This window comes from Mesorhizobium sp. BE184 (assembly GCF_031457045.1).
GTDB lineage: Bacteria > Pseudomonadota > Alphaproteobacteria > Rhizobiales > Rhizobiaceae > Mesorhizobium.
The window spans coordinates 791,571-813,837 of record NZ_JAVDVU010000003.1 but is presented as its reverse complement, the minus strand read 5'-3'; the positions used below and the strand labels follow the sequence as shown (position 1 = coordinate 813,837).

Genomic DNA, 22,267 nt, shown 5'->3' with positions numbered 1-22,267 from the left:
AAGGCAAACTGACGCCAATAGGGCCAGAAATGCGGGAAAAATCGATTAGCTTGTAGGCAGTTTGCCGATTTACGCTGCAATGAAAGGGTTTAGCGGTCTGGATCGCCTCGCCTCTTATGGCGCCGAAATCAGCAGCCGGGCCGCCCCGGCAGGGGCGTCCACCCGAGTTGTTGACGCCAGCCCGTCAGTAGGACCAGTTACGTGCCTTGGCGAACATGAAGTCGCGGAACGCCTTCAGCTTGGCCTGGTTCTTCATCGCTTCCGGGTAGACGAAGAACGTGTCGAAAGACGGCCCTTCGAGTTCCGGCAGGATCGGCACCAGGCCGGAATCGTTGTCGGCCATATATCCGGGCAGCATGGCGATGCCGATGCCGCGCCGAACGGCCCTTCGCACCGACATCAGATCGTTGATCTGCAGCACCGTCGGGCGCTTGTCGCCCTCGGGCCGGCCGACGGTTTCAAGCGCATTGAGACCAGCAAGATAGGATGGCACCGGCTCGCCAAAGGTGACGATGCGGTGCCCGTCGAGATCGGCGACCGATTTCGGCACGCCATGCTTGTCGAGATAAGATTGCGCTGCGAAGGCGTGCAGATGCACTGTAAACAGCCGCCGCTGGATCAGGTCGGGCTGCTGTGGAAGGCGAAGCCGCACGGCGCAGTCCGCCTGCCGCATGGTCAGGTCCAGTTCCTCGTTCGTCAGCACCAGCTGGAGATTGATTTCCGGATAAAGATCGAGGAATTCCTTGGCCCGTTCGGTCAGCCAGCCGGTTCCGAGACCAACGGTTGTGGTTACCCGAAGGACGCCGGAAGGACGATCCTTGGTTTCGCGCAGCTGGGTCTTGATCGTTTCCAGCTTCATCAGCACGTCATGCGCGGTGCGGAACAGCATCTCGCCCTGTTCGGTCAGCACCAGGCCGCGGGCATGACGGTTGAACAGCGGAACCCCGACATCATGCTCGAGCGCGCTCACCTGCCGCGAGATCGCCGATTGCGACAGATGCAGTGTCTCCGCGGCATGGGTGAATGACCCAGCCTCAGCCGCCGCGTGAAACACGCGAAGCTTGTCCCAATCCAACGCCATTGATTCCCCTCGTTTGGTTGGCGTTTGAACAACAAATTTGGGTATTTTACGGCTTATTCCGCCGCTTCCCGATGCACCTCTACCCCGGCCAGATACTTTTCCGCCTCAAGCGCAGCCATACAGCCCATTCCCGCCGCCGTCACCGCCTGCCGGTAAATGTCGTCCGTCACGTCGCCCGCCGCGAACACGCCGGGCACGTCGGTGCGCGTCGAATCCGGCGCCGTCCACAGATAGCCATTCGGCTTCTGCTTGAGCTTGCCGACGAACAGTTCGACCGCCGGAGCGTGGCCGATCGCGACAAACACCCCATCGACCTCGAGACTGGATTCCTGGCCGGTGACGACGTTCTTCAATTTCAGCCCTTCGACCGAAGGCGGCAGCGGCGTCTTGCCCGGACGGCCGGTAACTTCGTCGACCACCGTGTCCCAGATCACCTTGACGTTTTCCTTGCCCAGCAGGCGCTCGCGCAGGATTCGTTCGGCGCGGAAATCGTTGCGGCGATGGATGACGGTGACCGTCCTGGCCAGATTGGACAGATAGAGCGCCTCCTCGACCGCGGAATTGCCGCCGCCGACCACCGCGACATCCTTGCCGCGGTAGAAGAAGCCGTCGCAGGTCGCGCAGGCGGAAACGCCGAAACCCATGAACGTCTGTTCGGACGGGATGCCAAGCCATTTGGCCTGCGCTCCCGTCGCTATGATGAGCGTATCGGCCGTATAGACCGTGCCGGAATCGCCCTTGGCGACAAATGGCCGGACGTTCACGTCAACCTCGACGATGATGTCGTTGACGATGTCGGTGCCGACATGCACGGCCTGCTTGAGCATCTCGTCCATCAGCCACGGCCCCTGTATGGGGTCGGCGAATCCCGGATAGTTCTCGACATCCGTGGTGATCATCAGCTGGCCGCCCTGCTGCAGGCCGGCCACCAGCATCGGCTTCAGCATGGCGCGCGCCGCGTAGATCGCAGCCGTGTAGCCCGCCGGGCCGGAACCGATAATCAGGACAGGGGCATGCTTTACCGTCATGGAACAGCCTTTGCAGAAGCGCCGCCATGGCGCCAGACAAGATCGATGCCTGCGTAATGTAAGTGCTGGCCGCGAACCCAGCAAGGACAGTTGAGAAGTGTCCCCGGAAAGCTGCCGCCAGCAATGTGAGGTCAACCGCCCGTTCCGGCGAATTGTGCCTGTGACGGGTGGCGCAGCGCCGAAACTCGTTTAATTAAAAGCAGACTCACGCCGCGGAAAAACGCACATGCCCGTCAAGGCCGACCTCGACGCCATCGACTGGAAGATCCTCAAGGAACTGCAGGATGACGGCCGCATGACGAATGTCGAATTGTCGCGGCGTGTTGGCATTTCCGCGCCGCCCTGCCTGCGGCGGGTCAGGCGGCTGGAGGAAACCGGAATCATCCGCAAATACCGGGCGCTGCTGAACGCCCCGGCGCTCGGAATGGACGTGGTCGCCTTCTGCCTGGTCGGGCTCAACCACCAATCCGACGCCGAACTCAAGATTTTCGCCGAACGGACCCGCCTGTGGCCGATCGTCCGCGACGCCTGGATGGTGTCGGGCGAATCCGACTTCCTTCTCCATTGCGTGACGCGTGACCTTGGCAGCTTCCAGAACTTCGTCATCGAGGAACTGGCCTCGGCGCCGAACGTCGATACGGTGCGGACCGCGCTCACCATCCGCCGGGTCAAGGACGAGGGGCTGGTGGTGATTTGATGTTGCCGCCGGCTGCGCCCGTAGCTCGCGAAGCGAACAAATCCAGATAGGCCTGGACAACGGCTTCGCGCGAAAACGTGGTCTGCAGGGTTTGAAGACCGCCGTCTATGATCTTTCCGGCAAGACCGTCCTCTTTCTCGATCCGGGCAAAGCCTGCGGCAAACCCTTCATGATCGCCGATGTCGACGAGCAATCCGTTCTCACCGTCCCGCATGAACCATGCCGGGCCTTCCGACCGTGTTGAAACGACGGGAACGCTTTGCGCCCACGCCTCCAGAACGACATTGCCCAGCGGTTCATGGCTTGACGCCATGGCAAAGCAATTGCTGGCCGCGACATAGGGCCTTGGATCCTTCCGCCAGCCGAGAAAGCGAACCCGCTCCAGAACGTTCAATTGCGACGCGAGATCGCGCAGATTGGCTTCTTGTTCGCCATTCCCGATCAGCCAGAGATAGGCGTCGGGCCGCAGCGCGAGCGCGCGCACCAGCACATCGAATCCCTTTCGCGGAACGAAACGGCCCATGGAGGCGATAAGGAATGCATCCCGTGGCGTGTCGAGTGTGGCGCGGTCGAACGGCGCCACACGTTCCATGCTGGTAAAATTGGAGATGACTTCCACGCCCCGCTTCCAGCCCATTTCGCGGACATGGCGAGCTATCCCCGGCGTGTTGCAGACCACCGTATCGATGTTGCGGAATTTGCTCAGGGTGGTCGGATAATCCCCAAGTCGAACCAGCCGCAACGGCTCCGGATTTGCCGGCACCAGCTTTGCCCCCTTGGGCATCCAGCCGAAGACGCAATCGGGCTTCCACTGCCTTATCAGCGCGCTGACACGCAGCGGCAGCATGAGACGGTCAAGCGAAAAGGTGCGGAAATGGCTCTCCATTACCTCGACCGAGCCATCTATCAGCGGTTTCCACGTCCGGTCCGGGCGGATGATGACCTTCTGCTCGACCCCACGTTCAGCGAAGCCGTTGAGGAGATGAACGAAAAACCGCTCGGCGCCGCCGTCCTTGCCGAAATGGAAATGCAGAACCTTCATGCGCCTGCCTTCGGTCCGGGCTTGTCGGCGCGGTCCATCGCGTCCATCGACGGCCGATCCCGCAAAGCGTTGCTCTGGTATATTTTGGCCTCGGTGAGGAATGAATAGACCGCCCCTGTCATGGCCTCGATGAACCCGGGAAAGCCGCACCGCCAAAGACCGTTGCGCAGATAGAGCCGCAGAAAATACACCGGCGGATTGAACAGAAGCTTGATCCTGCGAGGCTTCGTCCCTGCCGCGACCAGTTGGTCTGCCTTCAAAGACGAATATTTGTTCTCTTTCAATATCTGCTCGTCCATGACCAACGGGCGGAAATGCAGAAGGCTCCCCTGAAGGGCGTTTTCGACCTTTCCGTCTGGCCGAATGCCCTCATGGACTTTTTGCGAGAGATCGTAGCTTCCATGACCGCGCCGGATAAGGCGCAGATTGCGCCGCTCATGCACCCGCCGCGGCGTATACCCGTAGCCGATCAAATATGGACGCCGCGCGATGCGCCATCCGACGATACCGGGTTCGGCCTTCAGCAGGTGCGGCAGCACTTCCTTGAGCGGCTCGTCGAACCGCTCATCCGCATCAATGTTGAAGCACCAGTCTTCGCGGCATTGCTCCAGCGCATACTGCTTCTGCCCGGCATAGCCGCGCCATGGTTCGGAAAACAGCCGGATCGGCCAGCCTCGTTCAATGTAGGTTTGGATCAGAAACAGCGTGCCATCGGTGGAGCCGGAATCCACGATCACGATATCGCTGCAGACATCGAGGCTTTCGATGCAATTGCCGAGATAGGCTTCCTCGTTCAGGCAGATGATGAATGCCGACAGGGCAAGCGCGCCTTCCGCTCTTGAAACCTCTGTAGCCAAGCCGGGATCCCTTCCGCCGCGCGGTTCACAAACCGCAGTACCCTACCCGCAGATCGTCAGCCGGAGCATTAGAATCCCGTCGGCGGAAATGCAATCCGCGCCGCAAGTAGGCCCTTTCACCCCGCAGCAGTTTCGTTTATTTGTAAATTGCTTGGGGGAGCAGTCCAAACGAACGATTATCCTAGAATTTTTTCGAGATATGCACATCAGATACGATGTGCCGTTGCCGACGTTAAGATCAATAGAAACATTGATAGATTTTATAAAGATAGTGAAATTACAATTTTTTATTTAGAAAATAGAAATTGCGCGAAAGAACTTCCTCCTTGCACTGAGTAAACAGAATTACCGTCGTCAAAAATTTTTGATGAGGTTTCCTACTGTTTTTATTGGCAAAGAGAGTTATTTTCATGGATTACACATATATTTCGCCGCCGCTACCTTCAATTTTTCGATGGAGACGTCTCTATACCCAAAAAAAAGGCATCAGCTGCCTCCGGGCCATGGAGTACGAGAGGCTTGGCCAAGTGCCGCTTGCCGCACCGTTGCTCGATGTGGGTGGCGGTCGCAATTCTCTCTACAAAGATCTGCTCCCGGGCCATGTCGGCTATGAATCCGTCAACATAGATCCGACCATCGAACCAACGCATCTGGTCCAGCCGGACGGAACCTTTCCTGTCCAAGACAATCACTATGCTACCTGTCTATGCCTCAATACACTCGAGCACATCTACGATGCGAAATTTGTGATTGACGAAATCCACCGGGTCCTGGCGCCCGGTGGCCTTGTCTACATAACGGTGCCGTTCATTTTCCGCATCCACGGCCATCCGGACGACTTCTTCAGGGCAACACCAAGCTGGTGGCGGGAAACGTTGAAACGCGCCGGATTTTCCCAGGTGAGTTTGCAGCCCCTGGTTTGGGGCCGCTACACCAGCGCCGCAAGCATTCGTGGCTATCGTGGCCTGTTCAAGCGCACGCGGTTCCATCTCTCCCATCTCGCGGACCTGATCTATGCAAGGATCGCATTCTCCCGTAACGAGGGCCTTTATTCAGGCAAACGGGGTGAACGCATTTGCGGCGTAGCGATGGGATATTTTATCACCGCGACGAAGTGACAGAGGTCGGCTTATGAAGAATCCGTTCCGCGGCCTGATGCTGAATTGGCATCGCATTGCGGATACGCGCCAGATCACCCTGGACGGGGTTCGCATTTCCACAGATTCGCAGACGACGCCACGCTCGGTTCGGTCCGCCTTGTTCAAGGGCACATACGAAAGCCACGAGCGCAAGATTGTGCGGCGCTTTCTCAAGCCGGAGCACCGTGTTCTGGAAATCGGTACTGGCATCGGGTTGGTATCGCTGGTCTGCGCCAGGATTTGCGGCGCTGAAAAAGTCCTCTCCTACGAGGCAAACCTTCGCCTCGAACCTATCATCCGTTCAAATTATGCGCTTAACGGGCTGACCCCCAATTTGCACATGCGCGCGATAACCGTGGACGGAAATCCGATCACCTTTTTTCGAAATGACAATGTTGTCTCCTCCTCGACCCTGGAGCGAGGGGGTGATGTGGAAAAGGTAAAGGTGGAAAGCGACCGTTTCGACAATGTATTGGCCACGCACAGGCCCGACGTCGTCATCATGGATGTCGAAGGCGCCGAAATCAACCTGCTCAGCGGCTCAACTCTGGCAGGCGTCAAGCATATCATCGTGGAAATCCACCCGCATATCACCGGCGAGGAACAGGTGGCGGCCATGATGGCGGCGCTGAAGGACAAGGGGTTCGAGCCGCATGTGCATGAGCACAAGACGATCATGCTGAGCGCGAGGACCCGCCTTGAGGCTTCACACTGATCGAGACTGCTGGGTAAGCCTGGCATAAATCTCGATAAGCTGCCTGGCTTCCCGTTCGAGCGGAAAATTTGCCTGGGCATGATCCAGTGCCGCTTGGCCCGCAACACCGCGCACCGCGTCATCCGCCATGTACCCCCTCGCTGCGTCGACCATAGCCTGGACTTCGCCGCGCGGTATGATCGCCCCTGTAACCCCTTCCTCGACAAGTTCCGGAAAAGCCCCGACATCGGTGGCGACGACCGGCACGCCGGTGGCCATGGCTTCCAGGGGAGTCAGGCCAAAACCTTCCCAGCGCTGCGGCGCGACGAACAGCGACAGAACCCGGTACCAGCGTTCGATATCCGTGTGCTCGCCGGCGAAGAGGATGCGGTCCGCCAGCCCCGCATCGGCGACGCGTTGCTTCAAATCGCGTTCGAAACCTTCATGCTGCGCGGTGGCGCGGCCAGCTATGATGGCAGACCAGCCGGGATGGGCCGGCAACAGCGCGATCATGGCATCGACGAAGACGTCCGTGCCCTTCTGATGCCGGACCCGGCCGAAGCACCCGGCATAATGCTGCGCCGGGTCGAGGCCGAGCGCCGCCTTCGCCGCGGCAGGGTCTGCAGAGGGCGAGAATTTGGCCGTGTCTATCCCATGCATCACCACGCTGTGCGGCACAGTGAGATAGGCGGCAGTCCTTTGGCTGGTTGCGATGACGTGATCCATCCGCCGGATCAGGAAACGCGTCCACCCCTTGTGCTGGCGTTGCGAGGCGGAGGTGAAGACCAGCTTGAGCGGAGCGCCCAGCGAGCGGAGCACCAATCCGCCAAGCATCTCGACATTGCGGCGCGCGTGCCACACGCGGGGTCTGCCGTCCGGCAGCCGCCGCCACAGCTTCCAAAGGTCACGTGATCGTATCCGGGGAAGGCTGGACGGCAGGCCCGGCCCCAGCACGGCGATGCCGAGCCCCAGACTGCGCTGCATCGGCACAAGCTGGATGATGGTCGAGGTGACGCCGGAGAGCCGCCGCTTGAAGTTCGGCGCGATCACCTCGACTTCGTCAGCATCGAGATAAGGCGCCCTTGTCATGGCTGCGACCGATCCGGCTAACCGGCCACTCAGATGAACTGGACCTGCACGATTTCGTAGCCGCGCGCGCCGCCGGGCGCATTGACCTCGATGGCGTCGCCAACTTCCTTGCCGATCAGCGCCCGTGCGATCGGCGACGAGATCGAGATGCGGCCCGACTTCACGTCCGCCTCCTGATCGCCAACGATCTTGTAGGTCTTCTTTTCCTCGGTGTCCTCATCGACAAGAACGACAGTGGCGCCAAACTTGATCTTCTCGCCCGACAGTTTCGAAATGTCGATCACCTCGGCGCGCGCAATCAGATCCTCAAGCTCGCCGACGCGGCCCTCGTTCAAACTCTGCGACTCCTTGGCGGCGTGATATTCGGCGTTTTCGGAAAGGTCGCCATGCGAACGGGCCTCGGAGATCGCCTCGATGATGCGCGGCCGCTCTTCTTGCTGGCGCCAGCGCAGCTCCTCCTTCAACGCAGCAAATCCTTCGCCTGTCATCGGCACCTTGTTCATAGCATAACCTTTCGTGCCGCCAGCCCCGTCTTTTCGGGGACGGCCCTTTCGTTGGGTACAAAAAGAAAACGGCCCGGCAGCTTGGGACTGACGGAACCGTCTCACCTCGGATTATCGAAATATAGCAAGCTCTGCGCGTTTTTCACGACAAAAATGCAGACGCACCTCCGCCATGTGAAAAAGGCGACAGCCGCGTCCGTCGCGATTGTCGCAAAAGCGCCTTCGGTCAGCTCCGCATGAAGCGGTCGATCTGTTCGGAAAGCATGCCATATTCGCGCGAGCTCTTGCCCGCCCGTTTCTCAATCTGGTCAAGCTGCTCGCGCGCTGCCGCGAGATTGCCGAGCTGCAAGTGGGCTTCGCCCATATATTCGCGCACCAGCGTGTAGCCCGGATCGTTCCTCAGCGCTTCCTCGTAGTATCCCAGGCCGACGACGACGCGGCCGGACTTGCGGTGCGAGTAGCCGAGATAGTTGAGGATGCGCGGATCCGTCTTGTCGGCGGCAAGGCTGAGCACGGCAATTGCTTCATCGTAGCGTCCGGCCATCGCAAGCGCCCGGCCCTGCTCGTAGATATTGTCGTCCTTCAGCATTCCTTGCTTGGGCGCCACGCACTTCTTCTGGGCATCGTCATAGACTTCGCCCTTGGCACAGCTGGGCGTGCTGGCGCCGCTGCCGCCGTCACCAGCCGCATAGGCAGGTAGTGCGAGCATCGGCAGAGCGACCAACGCTGACATCAAATGAACCGGGAATCCTTTGTGCATCGAAATTCTCCTCCGCAAGACGATAAGAGACTAACGCTGCCGGAGGCAAAATTCATCCTGGAAAAATCAACGACCTAACCGCGGAAGATAAGCGCTGCCCCACCGGCGATCAGCGCGAAGCCGAGTACATGATTCAAAGTGAGAGCTTCCTTCAGGTAAAACACTGAGAACACAGCAAAAACCGACAGGGTGATGACCTCTTGCATGGTCTTCAGTTCCGCTGCCGAGTAGACTTGGCTGCCGATGCGGTTGGCCGGCACCGCCAGCCAGTACTCGAAAAACGCGATCATCCAGCTGGCCATCACAGCCAGCCAGATCGGCGACGCCTTGAATTTCAGGTGGCCGTACCACGCGAACGTCATGAATACGTTGGAGGCAATCAGCATCAGGATGGGCAGTATCCTGGGCGAGGATAAAATCGTCATCATTGGGGGAACCGATCGAAGGAGGGAGACACCATTTCATGCCAGCTTTCTCGTCTGTCAATCGTCGGCGTGGCGCATGGCGTGACAGCCCTCGCAAATCCGCTATCATCCCCGCCAGGCGAACAGGAGGGATGGCCGGTGAAGCGGCATGAGGACAGGGAATGGGAGCTTTCGATCGGCCCCGACACCGTGCGCCTGTTCATCGAAAAGGCCAAGACACTCACCGCTGCAATCAACGAGGACTATGCCGACGGCGCCGAGCACGAGGTCGAGTTCGACGGCGACCGCAAGGACACGCATCACCATGACGGTCTGGCCGAAGAAGAAAGCGAAAACCTCACCGAGGTGGAACTGCGCGAGCTGATCGCCGACCTCAATGTCGATGAGGCATCCGATCTCATCGCCCTGGCCTGGATCGGGCGCGGCGACTACGAGGCATCCGAATGGACCGAGGCCGTGACAGCGGCGCGGGAACGCACCGGCAAGCGTACCGCGAAATATCTTCTCGGCATGCCGATGCTGGCCGACTGGCTGGAGGACGGACTGGAAGCCATCGGCGCCTGACGCCATTGCAACCAGCGCGTCAGTGGCGCGTGACAACGGCGTAACGCATTGTGAAGCGCCCCGTTTCGCCTCGAGGCAACCTCCCCTGCCTTGTTGCCGTTATCGCACCATGAGGGCAGGCAGATTTTCTCGTCTTGTTGGATTGGCATCGGTGGCGGCCTTGCTGGCCGCAGGACCGCTCCTTGCGAAATCCCCTGAAGCCAGACCCGAATTGCCGCGAACCGCGCCGCTTCCCGAACTGCAACGGGAGGCCGAGCCCGTGGCACCCGCCAAGCCGCCCGTGCCTGAAATGCGGCCCGCAGATGCGCCGAAACCGGCCGAGGCGAAAGATGGCGGCAAATCGGAAAACTCCGAACCGCAGCCGCCGCCCATTGCGCCCAAACCGCCTGAAAAGCCTGCGGATGCTGGGGCGGCTGAAAAGCCGGCAGCCGGTCGGCAGACCGGGAAACCTGAAGACACGGAAAAGAAGCCACCGAAGCGGCCGCTCGATCCGCGCGTCAACGTCGTCCCGCAGGACAAATTGCCGGCCGAAGAAATCGCTTGCCGCCAGCGCTTGCAGGCGATGGGAGCTGAATTCGAGAACCGCAAGGCCGAGCATGATGGGGATATCGGCTGTTCCATTCCGTATCCGCTCATGATGAAAAAACTGACCAGGACCATAGACCTCGCTCCCGAAGCCGAATTGAATTGCGGCATGGCCGAAGCCGCGGCGAAATTCATGACTGATGTGGCGTCGCCGGCTGCGAAGGCCGAATTGGGATCGGAGATCAAATCGATCAACCAGGCATCGGCCTATGTCTGCCGTCCGCGCCATAATGGCCAGAAGATTTCGGAACACGCCTTCGGCAATGCGCTGGACATCGCCCGTTTCACATTAGCCGATGGGACCGAGGTCGATGTGAAGCCCGCCCCGCCGGAGAAGCAGGAGAAATTTCTGCAGGCCGTTCGCAAGGCCGCATGCGGCCCGTTCAAGACGGTGCTGGGACCGGGCAGCGACCCGGATCACGCCCTGCATCTCCACTTCGACCTCGAACCGCGACGCAACGGCGGCACCTTCTGCCAATGATTCCCTGCCCATACCAAGCGCGGGAAGCCGTGCCTCAATTTGGCCGCAGCTGTAAACGGCGGCGCTGATTTTTCCTTTACTGTTGGGCACTAAACTCTGTTTCTTCGAGGGACAGGGATAGTCCGATGGCAACCAGCCTTCGCACCGCAAATGCCGCCAGGCCGCGCCGGCGGCAGTCCAGTCTTGCAGCCATCCAGGTTGGCGGCCTGCTTTCCCTTGCCGCATTATCGGCCTGCAACACCGGCGACGTGTTCGCGCTGCAGCCGGCAGTCGATGTCGGCACGCAGACTGCCGCGGTGCCCGCCTATAGCGGCATGCAGAAGCTGGTTCCTTCCGATCCTTATCTGACCACGGCGGCCTATCCCCGCATGGATGAGCCGATGTCGTCTCCGGCCGAACAGATGCCGGCGGAAGAGATCGAATGCCGGCAGGAACTGCGCCGTCTCGGCGTTTCCTACACCGACCTCGCGCCCATAGGCGAAGGCGGCCAGTGCGGCATAGCGTATCCGGTCAAGGTCAGTTCTATCGGCAGCATCGCCATGAAGCCGGCCGCCACGCTCACCTGCAACATGGCCGCGACATTCGCGGGCTGGTCCAAACGCGAACTCGTTCCCGCCGCCCGCTGGCGCTACATGTCCGGCGTCAAGGCGATCCATCAGGGCTCGAGCTATTCCTGCCGCAAGATCGCCGGTGAAGGGGTGCTCTCCGAGCACGGCAAGGGCAACGCGCTCGATGTCATGAGCATCGAACTGAACAACGGCAAGGACATCGACGTGCGCAAGCAGGGCCTGTTCTCGTTCCGTGCCCGCGGCTTCCTCGATACCGTGCGTGCTGACGGCTGCGAGTATTTCACCACGGTTCTGGGGCCCGGCTATAATTACGACCACCGCAATCACTTCCACTTCGACATCAAAAGCCGCAAGAACGGCTACCGCGCCTGCCGCTAGCGCGACCGCCAAGCGACGGCTAGAATCGCACGGGGGTTTTGGCGGTGGCACATGAGTGAACGGAGCTTTACGCGGCGCGCCGGACATTGGTTCGCCCTGTTCTGCGGCGCCTATCTTGGGATAGCCTATTTCGTCGCGCCGGAATTGTGGACGCTGCGCGACCGCGGCGCTGCCTCCAAGGGCACAATGTTGACGCGCACCCCGCAGGGCATAGCGGGCGATCCCATCAATGTCGGTCTCGTCGGCACCGAAAAGGACGTACTCCACGCCTTCGCCATCGCCAAATGGGACACAGCCGACGCCGTGACGCTCAGGACGGCCATCGAGATCGGTGAAAGCGTCCTTTTCGATCGCCCCTACCCCGACGCCCCGGTAAGCCGCTTGCTCTTTCAGGGGCGACCGCAGGACCTCGCATTCGAGCAGCCGGTCGGCGACAGCGCCGACAGGCGTCACCATGTGCGGCTGTGGCGCACGGCCGAGGTCGGCACCGACGGCCGCCTGATGTGGCTGGGTTCCGCCAGCTTCGACATGGGCGTCGGCGTCAGCCACGACACAGGCGCCGTCACCCACCACATCGGCCCGGATATCGATGCCGAACGCGGCTATCTCATCAAAAGCCTCTCAGAGGCGGGCATGCTCGAATCATCCATGCAGATTGAGGGTGTGGGTGCCACCGAAAATGGTCGCAACGGCGGCGGCGATCCCTACTTTACCGACGGCAAGGCAACGGTCGGAATGCTGCGGCCGGCGACCTGACGCGCGGCGGATGCTGTGGGCAAGTGTGTTTGCAAAGGTGTAAATCGCGCCTTCCGACCTTGCATCCCGGATGCTATTGAACGCCGATGCTTTACATTGAAATAGCCATTGTGGTCGTGCTCATCTGTGTGAACGGCCTTCTGGCGATGTCCGAACTTGCCATCGTTTCTTCCCGTCCGGCCCGTCTCAAGGGCATGATCGACCGTGGGGTGCGAGGTGCGGCCAGCGCGTTGATGCTCGGCTCCAACCCTGGCAAGTTCCTTTCTTCGGTGCAGATCGGCATTACGCTCGTCGGCGTGCTTTCCGGTGCTTTCTCGGGAGCAACGCTGGGCGACCGCCTGGCCACCGCGCTGGCTGCCGCCGGCGTCAGCCAGCGGGTCGCCGACCTTTTGGGCGTCGGCATCGTTGTCGCCGTCATTACCTATGGCTCGCTTATCATCGGCGAACTGGTTCCCAAGCAGATCGCCCTGCGCGATCCCGAAGGCGTGGCGGTGCGCGTCGCGCCTGCCATGACCATTCTCGCCAAGGTAGCGCTGCCGCTTGTCTTCCTGCTCGATATTTCCGGCCGTTTCATCCTGTGGCTGCTCGGCCAGCGTGGCAAAAGCGACGACAAGGTCACCGACGAGGAGATCAAGATGCTGGTGGCCGAGGCCGAGCATCATGGCACCATCGAATCCGACGAACGGCGCATGATCGCCGGCGTCATGCGGCTGGGCGACCGCGCCGTGCGCGCCGTGATGACCCCGCGCACCGATGTCGACTGGATCAACCTCCAGGCCGATGACGCCACCATCCGCAAACTGCTGATGGAGACCCAGCATTCGCGCCTGCCCGCCGGCGACGGCGTCGACGCCATGATCGGCGTGGTGCAGACCCGCGACGTGCTGGCGGCGCTGCTCGGTGGCCGCACGCTCGATCCGCGCAAATATGTGCGCAATGCCCCGATCGTCCATGACCAGGCCGACGCGCTCGACGTTCTGGCGCGGCTGAAGGAATCCGATGTCCCGATGGCGCTGGTCCATGACGAGTACGGCCACTTCGAAGGCGTCGTGACACCGGCGGACATCTTGGAGGCAATAACCGGCGTCTTCCGTTCGGATCTCGATGCCGGCGATGAAAACGAAAGCGCCGTGCAGCGCGACGACGGCTCCTGGCTGCTCGCCGGTTATATGCCTGCCGACGAGATGGGCGACGTTCTCGGCATCGTCCTGCCGGAAAACCGTGACTACGAGACGGTCGCCGGCTACGTGCTGTCGCATCTCGCCCATCTGCCGTCCACCGGCGAGACGGTCGATGCCCAAGGCTGGCGCTTCGAGGTTGTCGACATGGACGGACGGCGCATCGACAAGGTCATCGCCGCCCGCCTGCCCGGCGCGCACCGCGAGATCGTCCGCTAGCATCTTTAATAAAAGGGGCGACCCGGAGGCCGCCCCATCCTGTTTCTCGCAGGATTTCCGTGATTTCTACGCCGCTCTGATTTCTTCCTCGGCGATGTCTGCCTCGCGGGCTTTCTTCAGAGCCTTGGCCCACCATGCGACATCGTTGATGAGCGCCTGCGCGGCCTGATTCAGATGCTCGAGTTCGTCGAGCTTCTTCTGGCCCTCGCGGACAGCCAGGAAGTCGCCCCAGGTGATGTGGACGGCGGACTTCACCGGCGCCATTTGCAGTTCGACGGCATGCATGCGCAGTTGCTCGACGGCGCGCGCACCTCCGACACCGCCATAACCGACGAAGCCGGCCGGCTTCTTGTTCCATTCGTTGGAGGCGTAGTCGATCGCGTTCTTCAGCACGGCCGTTGGGCCATGATTGTATTCGGCGGCGGTGAAGATGAAGCCGTCGAACTCAGCGACCTTCCTTTGCCAGCGTTGCGCAACTTCGTTCTGCGAAGGCACCCAGGCCGATGAGGCAACCTCATCGAAGAAAGGCAGGGGGAAATCGCGAAGATCGACGATCTCGACATCGATATCCGCATGCTGGCGGGCGATCCTGGCGATCCATTCGACCGGCTTGTCGGCGAAGCGCGCCGCGCGCGTCGAGCCGACAACAATCGCGATCTTGGGTTTGGACATTGGTCTCTCCTTGAAAACTTATGGTATCGATTAGATACCTGCGCTATATGAGAGACTGGGTTTGCCGTTTGCAAGGAGGCACTTTTTTGAAACCGAGGCACCTGCATGCCAGCGAGGATTGCCGCGCGGTCAGCGAAATCCTCCAGCGCATCGGCGACAAGTGGTCCGTCCTGGTGGTCAGCCGGCTGGGCGGCGGCCCCATGCGCTTCAACGAACTGCGCTACGCGATCGGCGGCATCTCGCAAAAGATGTTGACGACGACGCTGCGCACGCTTGAACGCGACGGCTTCGTCACCCGCACCGTTTTCCCGACCATCCCGCCACGGGTCGATTACGAGCTTACGCCGCTCGGCAAGGAATTGCTGTGTCCCGTCAAAGGCTTGTCAGACTGGGCGATCAACAACATCGCCCGTGTCAACGAGGCGCGCCAGCGCTTCGACGCGGACCGGATTTCCTGACAGTTCAGGATTCCGGCGGCACGGCCTTGGGTTTGCCATCGCTGTCCAGTGCAACCATGATGAAGTCGGCATGAGTGACTTTTTCCATCAGGTCGGAAAGATAACGCTGCGCCCAGGCCTCGACCTTCAGGGTCATTGAGGTCCGCCCGACGCGTTCGATGTGCGAATATATGCACAATGTGTCGCCGATTTTCATCGGTTTCGCGAAGGACATTTCCTTCACCGCGGCGGTCACGACGCGGCCCTTCGCGCGCTCGGCGGCGCGGATGCCGCAGGCCAGATCCATCTGCGCCATCACCCAGCCGCCGAAAATGTCGCCTGCCGCATTGGCGTCCGAAGGCATGGCCAGCGTCCGCAAGGTCAGTTCGCCGAGCGGCTTCTTTCCGTCCGCATATTGCACCATGCATAGCTCCCCATACCTGACTCAAAGGCCTATCCTCATGCCAGGATGGCGTCAACGATCCGGTCTGCCCGTTGGTCCGGATCCAAACGACGAACCCGGTCGCTTTTTTCACAAGCCATGCCGGAAGCTGCGGTGACGCCGGCTCCGCGCGCGTCTAGGCTGCGTCTGGAGTTCGAGGATCGCATCTTTCCGCCATGCAGACCTATGATTTCATCGTCGTCGGCTCCGGCTCGGCCGGCTCGGTTGTGGCGGAGCGGCTTTCCGCTTCCCGCCGCTTTTCCGTCCTGGTGCTGGAAGCCGGCGGCAGCGACCGCCGCTTCTTCGTCCAGATGCCGCTCGGCTACGGCAAGACCTTCTATGATCCCGCCGTGAACTGGAACTACCGCACCGAGCCGGACCCCGGCCTTGCCGGCAATGCCGATCACTGGCCGCGCGGCAAGGTGCTGGGCGGCTCGAGCTCGATCAACGCCATGGTCTGGGTGCGCGGCGCGAAGGAGGATTTCGACGCCTGGGCGGCGGCTGGCAATCCCGGCTGGAGCTATGAGGACGTGCTCCCCGCCTTCAGGGCGATCGAGGACAACCAGGCTGGCGCGGACCAATGGCGCGGAACCGGCGGGCCGCTGCATGTCTCCGACTGTTCGCCAGCCGTCCATCCGCTGACGAAGCGCTACCTCGCCGCCGCGCAGCAGGCCGGCTTGCCGTTCAATTCCGACTTCAACGGCGAACGCCAGGAAGGCGTCGGCATCTACCAGATTTCAACGAAGAACGGCAGGCGCATGTCCGCCGCTCGCGCCTTCCTGCGGCCAGCCATGAAACGCCCCAACGTCCGGATCGAGACGAACGCTCTGGCGACGAAGATCCTGTTCGACGGCACTCGCGCCATCGGCATCGAATATTTGCAAGATGGACAAAACCGAACCGCGCGCGCAGCACGAGAAATCGTCGTATCGGCCGGTTCGGTCAACTCGCCGCAACTTCTGCAGCTGTCCGGGATAGGCCCGGCTTCCTTGCTGCGGCAGCTGGGCATTCCGATAGTTCGCGACAACGCCAATGTCGGCGCCAATTTGCAGGACCATGTGGGCATCAACTATACGTTCAGGGGCCGCCAGGCGACGCTGAACCAGATCCTCCGTCCCTGGTGGGGCAAGGCATGGGTCGGCGCGCGCTATCTCCTGCTGCGCTCCGGCCCGCTCTCGCTGTCCATGAACAACGCCGGCGGCTTCTTCCGCACCGATCCGTCGCTGCCACTGCCCAACATGCAGCTTTACTTCCAGGCATTCTCCACCGTCATTCCGCGCAATGGCGAGCGGCCGATCCTGACGCCCGATCCATGGCCGGGTTTTTCCATCGGCCTTTCGAACTGCCGCCCATCCAGCCGGGGCGAGATCATGATCCGCTCGGCCAGTCCTCACGAGCATCCGCGCATCGTCGCCAACGCCCTCTCCACAGATGCCGACGTGGCGGAAATGCTGGCGGCGGTGAAATTCGTGCGCAGGATCGCCTCCATGCCTGCCATGGCCGAATTCATAGAGCAGGAAATCCTGCCCGGTCCGTCGATCCAGTCCGATGACGACCTGATCTCCGACTTCCGCCGCCGCAGCGGCACTGTCTATCACCCGGTCTCGACCTGTCGCATGGGCCCGGACCCCGCACGCTCTGTCGTTGATGCCCGATTAAGGGTGCATGGGATCCATGGGTTGCGCGTAATCGACGCTTCCATTTTCCCGGATAATATCTCGGGCAACACCAACGCCGCGTCGATCATGACCGGCTGGAAGGGCGCGGAGATGGTGCTGGAGGAACAGGCATGAAAATTACCGACGTCAAAACCTGGGTCGTCGGCAACCCACCGCCCGGCATTGGCGGGCGCTATTTCATCTTCGTCCGGCTGACGACGGATTCCAATGTTGTCGGCTATGGCGAGGCCTACAGCGCCACCTTCTCCGCCCACATTACCGCCCGGATGATCGAGGACATGGCGGAACGCTACCTTATCGGCACCGATCCGCACGACATCGAGACGCTATTCCGCCGCTGCTACGCGTCGGGCTTCACGCAGCGCCCGGACGTCTCGGCCATGGGCTGTTTCTCTGCGCTCGAAATCGCCTGCTGGGACATTATCGGCAAGGAAGCCGGCCAGCCTGTCTACAAGCTGCTCGGCGGGCAGGTGCATGAGCGCCTGCGCACCTACACCTACCTCTATCCCGAAGAGGGCAGCGTCCACACCAGCGATGTGGCGCCGAGAAACGTCTACAACGACCCGGACATGGCGGCCGAATGCGCCGCTTCCTATGTCGCCCAGGGCTTTACCGCCGTGAAGCTCGATCCCGCCGGGCCTTACACTGTCTATGACGGGCACCAGCCGCGCCTTGCCGACATCGATCTGTCGGCCCGCATGATGAAGGCGATCCGCGCGGCGGTGGGTGCGAAAGCCGACATCCTGTTCGGCACGCACGGTCAGTTCACCGCCTCCGGCGCGCTGCGCATGGCCAGGGCCATCGAGCCTTATGACCCGCTCTGGTTCGAGGAGCCGGTTCCTCCCGACATGCCGGAAGTGATGGCCGAAGTGGCGCGCGGCACGAAGATGCCGATCGCCACCGGCGAACGGCTGACAACCAAATTCGAGTTTGCCCGCGTCATCGAGCAGCGCGCCGCCTCCATCCTGCAGCCCAACCTCGGGCGCTCGGGCGGCATCCTGGAGACGAAGAAGATCGCCGCCATGGCCGAGGCCTGGCACATCCAGATAGCACCGCATTGCTATTGCGGTCCGATCGTCGGCGCCGCCAACATCCAGCTCGCGGCGACGCTGCCGAATTTCCTGATCCTCGAATCCCTCAAGCAGTGGGATGGCTTCCACGCCACGCTTCTGAAGAAGAAGATCGAATGGCAGGACGGCTATGTGATCCCGTCGAAGGAACCCGGCATCGGCGTGGAACTCGACGAGGCCGTCTGCGAAGCGCACCCCTGGAAAGGCACGGACCTGCACCTGGAGATGAAGCAGGAGCCGCTGCTGCCCTGAAGAGTTTTATTGCGCGTCGTTCGAGTCACAAATAAATTACAAATCAGTAGTTTGGCGACATGGCCGGAATCAATCCGTCAATATCCTGACTCAATATCTGAGCGTCAGCGCGCCCGGCAGTATCTCGAACACAGCCGGGATCCGGCCGGGCGACTCTCCGTCTATATCCACCAGCGCGGCGTCCGCGCCGCTGACCGGCTCGACCGTTACCTTCCGACCCCGCAGGATCGTGATTGCCGGATGGTTGCGGTGTCGCCCGCCATAGAGCAGCCGCAGGTCCCGGATCAGCCCCAGCTTGCCGGCAGCGCGCAGGACGACGATGTCGAAGACGCCATCGTCCAGGGCGGCATCGGGCGCGATCATCATGCCGCCGCCGAAGAAGCGGCCATTGGCGACGGCGACCAGCGCGATGCGCGCCTCGAACGGCGGGGCGTCGTCCACGCTGACGCGTACTGTCTGGAACCGGTAACGGATGAACTCTCGCACCGTTCTCCAGAAGAACAGCGCCTTTGCCGAAACGCGGCCTTTGCGCTTGTCGGCATTCACTGCCCGGTCGGTCGCGCCGGAAAGGCCAAGGCTTGCAATGTTGATGAAATGGCGGCTGGCGAGCGCCCCGTCGTCGCCGACATAGGAAATGCGCCCTGCATCGACCTTGCGCGCCTGCGCCGTGGCGATGCGTTCCAGCAGCAGGTCGAAATCGCGCGGCAGGTCGAGACCGCGCGCGAAATCGATTCCCGTGCCGCAAGGGAGCAGCGCCAGCTCCACTGCCCCGGCGCCCTCGTCCCGCGCCTGCAGCAGCCCGTCCGCCGCCTCGCTGGCGGTGCCGTCGCCCCCGGCGGCAATGACCAACCCGAAACCATCGAGCGCAAATTCCAGCGCCAGTCTCTCGGCATCGCCTTCGGCCAGGGTTTCGCGCAACTCGAATTCACCGAAATGCCGCGTCAGCCCGGCCGCCACATCGGGCCAGTGCTGCTTGAGCCTGCCGCCGCCGGCAACAGGATTGAGGATCACGCCGACCTTCAAACCTGCGCCCTCCCCCGATACGCGGTTTCGAATCCACCCTGTCATTGAAGCGTGCGCAGGCTCCCCGGACAAGCCGAATGTTTGCTACTCAAGCGGCCCGATGCGAACCGGCCTTGTTAACCGAAAAAACCATCCTTGCCACCCGATATACCCGATAACCCCGGTATCCACAGGGCCTCGGCGGTTTCGTTCGGGGCCGTTCAGGCCTATGTTTAACCCATCTCAGGCGGCCACGGATCGCCCCCGTCGAAAGACGAGACGACCACGCGGAACTCCTGAGGCCCGTACGGCCCGGATCGACAGCGGCTTGCCGCCGGAAGAGAAGGATGCCGAGACCTACGGGGCCGCGGAAAGCGTGCGAACGCCAACGGCGGGCCGATGCAGCCATGAAGGCCGGACAAGTCCTTCGGTGGCGCACTTGAAAAGCCCGTGAGGGTGGGACAGGTGTGGTCTGGAACGGACGTTGCCCTCGGGCAACGACTGGCAGGACCGTCAAAATCAAGGCTGGCATGGCGCGACATCTCTAGGGACGTTGCCGCCGCGACCAGGTCCTGATCTGACAGGGAGGCGCTGGGAGAAATCCCGGCGCCGACTGTTTTCGGAACCTCGCCCCGGCGCGCATCGCAGAACGGCCGGCGGTCGGAGAAAACGGCTGGACCAAGCCGGGCCTTCTCCTTGCCGGGCCAGCGACGCGATGCCGCTTCACAGCCGCTGGCAAATCTGGCATATCTCGCACCGCACAATGTGCGTTCTCAGAAAGTTGCCGCCTTGCATCCCCTTTTCGAAATCGTCGGCTCGGTCGCCGCGTGCATCACCACTTTTGCCTGGTTGCCGCAGATCATGAAAATCCTGCGCGAGCGTCAGGCCCGCGACATCTCCCTCGTCACCACGGCCGCCCTGGCCTCGGGTGTGTTCCTGTGGATCGTCTACGGCATCGCCATCGGCTCGCTGCCCGTCATCATGGCGAACACGGTGTCGTTCCTGTTGATCGCCACCATCGTCGGCCTGAAATTGCGCTACGGCTGAAAACGTGCAACCTCCATGGCGCTGGGTCATGTGGGGCGCCGCGGCATGAAATTCTGGTCTGGTTGGCTGCTTGCCTGCACATTCTCGCTCGCTCCGATCTTAGCCGCTGCGCAGACTGCCCAGAATGACGACAAGGTCGTCAGTGTGGCCAGCGACGATCCGGATATGACCACAGCGATCGAGCAGGCTCGCGCCAGTCTTGATGAATTTCTGGCGATATCCGATACGCCGCCGGCCGACACGGACGATTTCAGATTAAAGGTCATAGTCCGCGATGGTGACGCCGAAGAGCATTTCTGGGTCATGCCGTTTTACAGGACTGCTGACGGTTTCGAGGGTGCCCTGGCGAACGAGCCGCAATCCGTCCACAACGTCGTGAACGGTCAGAACATCACATTCAGCCGCGACGACATCTCTGATTGGGGCTATGCTCGAAACGGCCGTCAGGTCGGCAGCTTTACGGTCTGCGTCTTGTTAAAGAAGATGCCGAGGGAAGAAGCCGACAATTACCGGACCAATTATGGTTTCGACTGCTGATCGGGCATCCCCGTCGTTCCAGTTTCGCCTTCCGCACCCGCCTTGCGCACCAGCGAGGCCGTCGCCAGCAATGACGCAAGATCGGCGATCATCGGCTCGATATGGACCTTGTAGTCCAATGGCTGGTCGATATCCGGCAATTCGAAGAAGTTCCTGTCATGCGGCAGCAGGAGGAAACCTTCGCTTCCGGTCAGTGCCACACGCGCCGGCTCGTCTGGCCATGCCTCGCCCAGCCACTGCAGCGCCTTGGCCAGCCGCCCGGTCACCAGCGGACGGGCGGCCTCGACATTGTCGGTGCGGAATTCATAGTCCTCGTCCAACGCCGGTATCCCGCTCGGCACTTCCTCCATCCGGCTGCCGAAAATGCCCTGGAAGAACCCCATGACCTTGTTTGTCCTGCGCGTCGCGATCAGCACGCCCGGGAACGGCGTCATGGTTTCGAAAGCGATGACGATGCCCTTGAAGACCGAGGATACCGCCTTGCTCGTCTTTTGCTCCAGCCGCGCCTCGTAGAGTTCGAACGAAAATCCCTCATACCGCCCTGAGATCGCGTCGTCGAAATATTCGCGATCGAACGAACCGATCGTCTCCGCCGGCAGCCTGTCGAAGGAATCGGGCTTTTCGCCACGGCGATAGCTGACGCCCTCGATGAAGCCGAAGATGACGGGCAACAGCCTGTCGCGAAACGATTGCCGCAGGTCAGTGGCGGGTTTCACCGCCGAAAAATAGGCGAAAACAGCTGCGACGATTCCAACGATGTAGAGAAACACGTGCGGCGTCGAAAACCACTGTTCGTAGGGATCGGCGAAGCTGTTGAATAGCAGCGCCAGCAAGACCGTCGCGATCAGCACCAGGCCGATGAACAGCGGCACCCGCCACCGGACCTGCCTTTGAACGGCGGCGCGCCTGGTCTCATAGGACTGCAGGTCCGACTGGATGCCGGCGACCACCGCCGCGTCCGGCATGAAATCCGCAGTATCCATCGCCACCCTCCGCTGCACAGGCGGCCCATGATAGCGATTTCTACCGGCGTGTCGCGACCAGCGTATATTGCCGCTCGCATTCGACGCCCCGTCCGGCGGAT

The 22,267-nt window shown here is 61.5% G+C and carries 25 protein-coding genes; 13 read left to right on the top strand and 12 right to left on the bottom strand.

Going from position 1 to position 22,267, the window contains the following annotated elements:
* Positions 1 to 184 precede the first annotated feature (184 nt).
* On the bottom strand, positions 185 to 1,081 hold the full coding sequence (locus tag J2X35_RS17790; RefSeq protein WP_056110857.1) for a LysR family transcriptional regulator: 897 nt from the start codon (positions 1,079 to 1,081) through the stop codon (positions 185 to 187).
* Between the two features lie 53 nt (positions 1,082 to 1,134).
* On the bottom strand, positions 1,135 to 2,109 hold the full coding sequence (gene trxB / locus J2X35_RS17785; protein WP_310188587.1) for a thioredoxin-disulfide reductase: 975 nt from the start codon (positions 2,107 to 2,109) through the stop codon (positions 1,135 to 1,137).
* Between the two features lie 226 nt (positions 2,110 to 2,335).
* Between trxB and J2X35_RS17780 the strand changes: the two genes are divergently transcribed.
* On the top strand, positions 2,336 to 2,806 hold the full coding sequence (locus tag J2X35_RS17780) for an Lrp/AsnC family transcriptional regulator (protein ID WP_056110861.1): 471 nt from the start codon (positions 2,336 to 2,338) through the stop codon (positions 2,804 to 2,806).
* Here J2X35_RS17780 and J2X35_RS17775 read toward each other — a convergent pair.
* Positions 2,778 to 3,848 carry a glycosyltransferase gene (locus tag J2X35_RS17775; protein WP_310188585.1) on the bottom strand — a complete coding sequence of 357 codons (1,071 nt, stop codon included), beginning with the start codon at positions 3,846 to 3,848 and terminating at the stop codon, positions 2,778 to 2,780. The two genes, J2X35_RS17780 and J2X35_RS17775, sit on opposite strands and share 29 nt — an antisense overlap.
* Entirely contained in the window at positions 3,845 to 4,705 is an 861-nt protein-coding gene (locus J2X35_RS17770) for a glycosyltransferase family 2 protein (protein ID WP_310188583.1), read from the bottom strand. Before J2X35_RS17770 ends, J2X35_RS17775 begins: the two co-directional genes overlap by 4 nt.
* Before the next feature lie 410 nt (positions 4,706 to 5,115).
* Here J2X35_RS17770 and J2X35_RS17765 point away from each other — a divergent pair, with 410 nt between their 5' ends.
* The gene (locus J2X35_RS17765) at positions 5,116 to 5,823 is read left to right on the top strand and encodes a methyltransferase domain-containing protein (RefSeq protein ID WP_310188581.1); all 708 of its coding nucleotides are present in this window, start codon (positions 5,116 to 5,118) and stop codon (positions 5,821 to 5,823) included.
* Positions 5,824 to 5,836: 13 nt separating this feature from the next.
* Positions 5,837 to 6,559 carry an FkbM family methyltransferase gene (locus tag J2X35_RS17760; protein WP_310188579.1) on the top strand — a complete coding sequence of 241 codons (723 nt, stop codon included), beginning with the start codon at positions 5,837 to 5,839 and terminating at the stop codon, positions 6,557 to 6,559.
* Here J2X35_RS17760 and J2X35_RS17755 read toward each other — a convergent pair.
* From J2X35_RS17755 to J2X35_RS17740, 4 genes are all read right to left on the bottom strand, one after another.
* On the bottom strand, positions 6,551 to 7,627 hold the full coding sequence (locus J2X35_RS17755) for a glycosyltransferase family 4 protein (protein ID WP_310188577.1): 1,077 nt from the start codon (positions 7,625 to 7,627) through the stop codon (positions 6,551 to 6,553). The two genes, J2X35_RS17760 and J2X35_RS17755, sit on opposite strands and share 9 nt — an antisense overlap.
* 29 nt (positions 7,628 to 7,656) lie before the next feature.
* Positions 7,657 to 8,130, bottom strand: coding sequence for a transcription elongation factor GreA (gene greA, locus J2X35_RS17750; protein ID WP_056110875.1), 474 nt, complete (start codon positions 8,128 to 8,130; stop codon positions 7,657 to 7,659).
* A gap of 226 nt (positions 8,131 to 8,356) precedes the next feature.
* Positions 8,357 to 8,890: a tetratricopeptide repeat protein gene (locus tag J2X35_RS17745; RefSeq protein WP_056110877.1), complete on the bottom strand. Its 534-nt coding sequence runs from the start codon at positions 8,888 to 8,890 to the stop codon at positions 8,357 to 8,359.
* 74 nt (positions 8,891 to 8,964) lie between these two features.
* Positions 8,965 to 9,315: a DMT family protein gene (locus J2X35_RS17740; protein ID WP_156459911.1), complete on the bottom strand. Its 351-nt coding sequence runs from the start codon at positions 9,313 to 9,315 to the stop codon at positions 8,965 to 8,967.
* Between the two features lie 138 nt (positions 9,316 to 9,453).
* On the opposite strand from J2X35_RS17740, the gene J2X35_RS17735 reads away from it, so the two are divergent.
* The 5 genes from J2X35_RS17735 (at position 9,454) to J2X35_RS17715 (ending at position 14,045) form a co-directional block, all read left to right on the top strand.
* Positions 9,454 to 9,879, top strand: a complete 426-nt coding sequence (locus tag J2X35_RS17735) for a DUF3775 domain-containing protein (RefSeq protein ID WP_310188572.1) — start codon at positions 9,454 to 9,456, stop codon at positions 9,877 to 9,879.
* A 259-nt stretch (positions 9,880 to 10,138) separates the two neighbouring features.
* Positions 10,139 to 10,945, top strand: a complete 807-nt coding sequence (locus J2X35_RS17730; protein ID WP_310188569.1) for an extensin family protein — start codon at positions 10,139 to 10,141, stop codon at positions 10,943 to 10,945.
* A gap of 125 nt (positions 10,946 to 11,070) precedes the next feature.
* Positions 11,071 to 11,892, top strand: coding sequence for an extensin family protein (locus tag J2X35_RS17725; protein ID WP_310188567.1), 822 nt, complete (start codon positions 11,071 to 11,073; stop codon positions 11,890 to 11,892).
* A gap of 51 nt (positions 11,893 to 11,943) precedes the next feature.
* Positions 11,944 to 12,648, top strand: a complete 705-nt coding sequence (locus J2X35_RS17720) for an LssY C-terminal domain-containing protein (protein WP_310188566.1) — start codon at positions 11,944 to 11,946, stop codon at positions 12,646 to 12,648.
* An 86-nt stretch (positions 12,649 to 12,734) separates the two neighbouring features.
* Positions 12,735 to 14,045, top strand: a complete 1,311-nt coding sequence (locus tag J2X35_RS17715) for a hemolysin family protein (protein WP_056110889.1) — start codon at positions 12,735 to 12,737, stop codon at positions 14,043 to 14,045.
* A gap of 66 nt (positions 14,046 to 14,111) precedes the next feature.
* Here J2X35_RS17715 and J2X35_RS17710 read toward each other — a convergent pair whose 3' ends face one another.
* Positions 14,112 to 14,717: an NADPH-dependent FMN reductase gene (locus tag J2X35_RS17710; protein WP_310188564.1), complete on the bottom strand. Its 606-nt coding sequence runs from the start codon at positions 14,715 to 14,717 to the stop codon at positions 14,112 to 14,114.
* Between the two features lie 86 nt (positions 14,718 to 14,803).
* Between J2X35_RS17710 and J2X35_RS17705 the strand changes: the two genes are divergently transcribed.
* A complete protein-coding gene (locus J2X35_RS17705; protein WP_162246421.1) occupies positions 14,804 to 15,175 on the top strand; it encodes a helix-turn-helix domain-containing protein in 372 nt (123 codons plus the stop codon).
* Positions 15,176 to 15,179: 4 nt separating this feature from the next.
* Here the strand turns inward: J2X35_RS17705 and J2X35_RS17700 are convergent, their stop codons facing one another.
* Positions 15,180 to 15,578 carry an acyl-CoA thioesterase gene (locus J2X35_RS17700; protein ID WP_056110893.1) on the bottom strand — a complete coding sequence of 133 codons (399 nt, stop codon included), beginning with the start codon at positions 15,576 to 15,578 and terminating at the stop codon, positions 15,180 to 15,182.
* A gap of 194 nt (positions 15,579 to 15,772) precedes the next feature.
* Between J2X35_RS17700 and J2X35_RS17695 the strand changes: the two genes are divergently transcribed.
* Complete coding sequence (locus J2X35_RS17695; RefSeq protein ID WP_310188559.1) at positions 15,773 to 17,389, top strand: GMC family oxidoreductase N-terminal domain-containing protein; 1,617 nt, start codon at positions 15,773 to 15,775, stop codon at positions 17,387 to 17,389.
* On the top strand, positions 17,386 to 18,597 hold the full coding sequence (locus J2X35_RS17690) for a mandelate racemase/muconate lactonizing enzyme family protein (protein ID WP_310188558.1): 1,212 nt from the start codon (positions 17,386 to 17,388) through the stop codon (positions 18,595 to 18,597). The genes J2X35_RS17695 and J2X35_RS17690 overlap by 4 nt, the downstream gene beginning before the upstream one ends.
* Before the next feature lie 90 nt (positions 18,598 to 18,687).
* On the opposite strand, the gene J2X35_RS17685 is transcribed toward J2X35_RS17690, so the two are convergent.
* Positions 18,688 to 19,620, bottom strand: a complete 933-nt coding sequence (locus J2X35_RS17685) for a diacylglycerol kinase family lipid kinase (RefSeq protein WP_310188557.1) — start codon at positions 19,618 to 19,620, stop codon at positions 18,688 to 18,690.
* 768 nt (positions 19,621 to 20,388) lie between these two features.
* On the opposite strand from J2X35_RS17685, the gene J2X35_RS17680 reads away from it, so the two are divergent.
* Together J2X35_RS17680 and J2X35_RS17675 are read left to right on the top strand one after the other, a co-directional pair.
* The gene (locus tag J2X35_RS17680; protein ID WP_310188554.1) at positions 20,389 to 20,646 is read left to right on the top strand and encodes a SemiSWEET transporter; all 258 of its coding nucleotides are present in this window, start codon (positions 20,389 to 20,391) and stop codon (positions 20,644 to 20,646) included.
* A 15-nt stretch (positions 20,647 to 20,661) separates the two neighbouring features.
* Positions 20,662 to 21,183, top strand: coding sequence for a DUF2314 domain-containing protein (locus J2X35_RS17675; RefSeq protein WP_310188552.1), 522 nt, complete (start codon positions 20,662 to 20,664; stop codon positions 21,181 to 21,183).
* Here the strand turns inward: J2X35_RS17675 and J2X35_RS17670 are convergent.
* Positions 21,165 to 22,166 carry a DUF3137 domain-containing protein gene (locus J2X35_RS17670; RefSeq protein ID WP_310188547.1) on the bottom strand — a complete coding sequence of 334 codons (1,002 nt, stop codon included), beginning with the start codon at positions 22,164 to 22,166 and terminating at the stop codon, positions 21,165 to 21,167. The two genes, J2X35_RS17675 and J2X35_RS17670, sit on opposite strands and share 19 nt — an antisense overlap.
* Positions 22,167 to 22,267: the final 101 nt, after the last annotated feature.

What these genes read in the sequence shown, in the direction of transcription:
- J2X35_RS17790 (WP_056110857.1), bottom strand. Translation starts at nt 1,081, where the DNA reads ATGGCGTTGGATTGGGACAAGCTTCGCGTGTTTCACGCGGCGGCTGAG.
- trxB (WP_310188587.1), bottom strand. Translation starts at nt 2,109, where the DNA reads ATGACGGTAAAGCATGCCCCTGTCCTGATTATCGGTTCCGGCCCGGCG.
- J2X35_RS17780 (WP_056110861.1), top strand. Translation starts at nt 2,336, where the DNA reads ATGCCCGTCAAGGCCGACCTCGACGCCATCGACTGGAAGATCCTCAAG.
- J2X35_RS17775 (WP_310188585.1), bottom strand. Translation starts at nt 3,848, where the DNA reads ATGAAGGTTCTGCATTTCCATTTCGGCAAGGACGGCGGCGCCGAGCGG.
- J2X35_RS17765 (WP_310188581.1), top strand. Translation starts at nt 5,116, where the DNA reads ATGGATTACACATATATTTCGCCGCCGCTACCTTCAATTTTTCGATGG.
- J2X35_RS17760 (WP_310188579.1), top strand. Translation starts at nt 5,837, where the DNA reads ATGAAGAATCCGTTCCGCGGCCTGATGCTGAATTGGCATCGCATTGCG.
- J2X35_RS17755 (WP_310188577.1), bottom strand. Translation starts at nt 7,627, where the DNA reads ATGACAAGGGCGCCTTATCTCGATGCTGACGAAGTCGAGGTGATCGCG.
- greA (WP_056110875.1), bottom strand. Translation starts at nt 8,130, where the DNA reads ATGAACAAGGTGCCGATGACAGGCGAAGGATTTGCTGCGTTGAAGGAG.
- J2X35_RS17745 (WP_056110877.1), bottom strand. Translation starts at nt 8,890, where the DNA reads ATGCACAAAGGATTCCCGGTTCATTTGATGTCAGCGTTGGTCGCTCTG.
- J2X35_RS17740 (WP_156459911.1), bottom strand. Translation starts at nt 9,315, where the DNA reads ATGACGATTTTATCCTCGCCCAGGATACTGCCCATCCTGATGCTGATT.
- J2X35_RS17725 (WP_310188567.1), top strand. Translation starts at nt 11,071, where the DNA reads ATGGCAACCAGCCTTCGCACCGCAAATGCCGCCAGGCCGCGCCGGCGG.
- J2X35_RS17720 (WP_310188566.1), top strand. Translation starts at nt 11,944, where the DNA reads ATGAGTGAACGGAGCTTTACGCGGCGCGCCGGACATTGGTTCGCCCTG.
- J2X35_RS17715 (WP_056110889.1), top strand. Translation starts at nt 12,735, where the DNA reads ATGCTTTACATTGAAATAGCCATTGTGGTCGTGCTCATCTGTGTGAAC.
- J2X35_RS17710 (WP_310188564.1), bottom strand. Translation starts at nt 14,717, where the DNA reads ATGTCCAAACCCAAGATCGCGATTGTTGTCGGCTCGACGCGCGCGGCG.
- J2X35_RS17700 (WP_056110893.1), bottom strand. Translation starts at nt 15,578, where the DNA reads ATGGTGCAATATGCGGACGGAAAGAAGCCGCTCGGCGAACTGACCTTG.
- J2X35_RS17695 (WP_310188559.1), top strand. Translation starts at nt 15,773, where the DNA reads ATGCAGACCTATGATTTCATCGTCGTCGGCTCCGGCTCGGCCGGCTCG.
- J2X35_RS17690 (WP_310188558.1), top strand. Translation starts at nt 17,386, where the DNA reads ATGAAAATTACCGACGTCAAAACCTGGGTCGTCGGCAACCCACCGCCC.
- J2X35_RS17675 (WP_310188552.1), top strand. Translation starts at nt 20,662, where the DNA reads ATGGCGCTGGGTCATGTGGGGCGCCGCGGCATGAAATTCTGGTCTGGT.
- J2X35_RS17670 (WP_310188547.1), bottom strand. Translation starts at nt 22,166, where the DNA reads ATGGATACTGCGGATTTCATGCCGGACGCGGCGGTGGTCGCCGGCATC.